Here is a 2,452-nt window from a genome sequence, read left to right as displayed (position 1 = left end):
TTGAGCGGTTGGTTCAGAGGCCTCGGTGGTGTGCGCCGTCCGAGGTGACCTCTCTGCTCCCGGCACCGCGCACCGCCGCAGCGCGTTGCGCTGCTTGCCGCACATCCCTGGTGAGCGCTGCTGCGACTAGCACGTCCCTGTACGTCGAAGCTGCCGGGAGCAGAGAGGTCACCTCGAACGACGCCGAAACGTGAGATGAACCTGTGACGTCTCGACGCCGAATACTGCGAGGTGAGCTGAGCCCTCCGCCTCCGAGCCGGAGCAACGCGATCGGCGCAGCGTCAGCGCTCGGGGATGCGGTGTGGAGAGGCTGGCTGGAATACTTCGCGGCCGTGTCGGCGGCGTCCGGAGGGGGGATGTGCCCTCCCGGCAATTGGATCCAGCAGGGATGCTGGTCCCATAGCGCTACAGGGATGTACAAGCGCAGCGACACGCGTCTGCGGGGCGCGGCGGGTGCAGCGGTGCCGGGAGGGCACATCCTCCCTCCGGACGCCGCGAGCGCCGACCCTCTTAAAACTCCGACGTCTTATCTTTGCTTGAAGTCTTCAGGCGTCAACTGATGCCGCGCCAGCAACTTGTAGAAGTCCGTGCGATTCCGCTTAGCCAGCCGAGCCGCCTGGCTCACATTGCCGCCGGTGATCTGCAAAATCTGCGACAGATAATTCCGAGTGAACTCATCGCGAGCCTCATCAAACGAAGGCAAGCGAGTGGGGCCACCACCCAACGCAGCCTGCACCAGCTCCGCGCTAATGATCGGGCTAGTAGCAAGCGCAACGTTCTGCCGAACGACGTTCTCTAGCTGACGAACGTTGCCCGGCCAGTCCGCGCTAACTAACAACTCAACCGCTTCCGGCGCATAGATATGACGCTGCTCGCCAGTTTCCTGAGCGACCTTCTCAAGGAAGTGCGACACCAACAAAGGAACGTCCTCACGGCGCTTAGCCAATGAAGGCATCTCGATGTGGACAACGTTCAGGCGGTAGTACAGATCCTCGCGGAAATGACCACCCATGATCAGTTGTTTCAGGTCTCGGTGAGTCGCCGAGATGATACGAACGTTAACCGTAGTCGCTTCAGTGCTGCCCACCGGGCGCACCTGATTTTCCTGCAACACTCGCAGCAGCTTCACTTGCAACCGCATCGGCATATCGCCGATCTCATCTAACAACAACGTGCCGCCGTCGGCCGCTTGAAACAAACCGCGATGTTCGCGAATGGCGCCGGTGAACGCGCCTTTCACGTGACCGAACAATTCGCTCTCCAGCAAATTCTCCGCCATGGCGCTGCAATTGATGGCCACGAACGGCCGATTGCGACGATTGCTGGCTTTGTGAATGGCGCGGGCCAGTAACTCCTTACCGGTGCCGCTTTCGCCAGTGATCATGACGCGGGCGTCGGTGCCGGCCACCATGTGGGCCTGGGCCATACGCTCTTCCATCACCGCGCTGCGCGTGATGAGTTCGCTGCGCCAATCTTCAGTGGTGTCGGCGAAGCCGGAAACCTTCAACGCCTTCTGCACCTGATCGAGCAGTTCTTGTTTGTCGACCGGTTTGGTGAGGAAGGCGAACGCACCGCTCTGGGTGGCTTGGACCGCATCCGGAATCGTGCCGTGCGCGGTGAGGATGATCACTCGCAGCCCCGGTGCCCGACTCTGGATTTCCTTGAGCAGCCCGATGCCGTCCATCTGGTCCATGCGCAGATCGGTGATCACCAGATCCGGGCGGACGCGGGCGAGGGCGGCGAGAGCGGCGGCGGCGCTTTCGACAGCGTCGACTTCGTAGTTCTCGGCGCGCAGACGAATCGTGAGCAGCCGAAGCAGCCCCGGATCGTCGTCAACGACTAGCAGGCGGGCTTTGCGTTTCACTTGGGGCGGCATCGCGATTGCCAGGGGGCGTGGGACTGCGTTCAATGATAGACCTCTCGATTTCTTTGATCGCGTCCAGCTTCTGCTGGGCTTCGGCGAGGGCACGGCGCAGACGTGCGTTCTCTTCGATCTGCGCCTGAATGCGCTTGTCCGAGTTTGCCTGCGTCCGACTACGGTCGTCGAGTGTCGCAAGCAACCGACGATTTTCGGCCTCGAGCTTCAATCTAACATCGGTTTCGTGCAGCAATACCGCGGCGAGCGTGCGTTCATCCTGAGTCAATCGCTCTGGGGTCGCCAGCAGCGTTTCCAGCAAACGTTTGCCCTCGGAGGGACTACTTGCCGGATGACCCGGAGTGACCAGCGCCACTGCATATCGCAGCGTGCTCGCAGTGGTCGGCGCGCGGGTGTATTCGCGCTCGACCTCATAAAACAAATCCGCCTGTCGCGCCGGATCCGGCGAGCTCAGGCTATTCATGATGTCCAGATAGGCGGGCGTATTGCCGCTCGTCAAAACCGGTGCCGCCGGTGCGGCGGTGGCGGCGGCGTTGGCCGAGGCCTCTGCCCGCAAGCGGTCGGTGAGCGCGCAGC

Annotated in this window: 2 protein-coding genes; both read right to left on the bottom strand. The window is 62.1% G+C overall.

Features of this window, described 5'->3' with window-relative positions:
• Positions 1–526: 526 nt before the first annotated feature.
• Positions 527–1,864, bottom strand: coding sequence for a sigma 54-interacting transcriptional regulator (locus JNL55_RS13965; protein ID WP_293854048.1), 1,338 nt, complete (start codon positions 1,862–1,864; stop codon positions 527–529).
• Positions 1,833–2,452: hypothetical protein (locus JNL55_RS13960; RefSeq protein ID WP_293854044.1), on the bottom strand; the 620-nt coding region annotated here is incomplete at its 5' end. The genes JNL55_RS13960 and JNL55_RS13965, both read right to left, overlap by 32 nt.

This window comes from Steroidobacter sp. (assembly GCF_016790065.1).
Classification (GTDB): domain Bacteria; phylum Pseudomonadota; class Gammaproteobacteria; order Steroidobacterales; family Steroidobacteraceae; genus Steroidobacter.
This window is presented reverse-complemented; position numbering and strand designations above follow the sequence as displayed.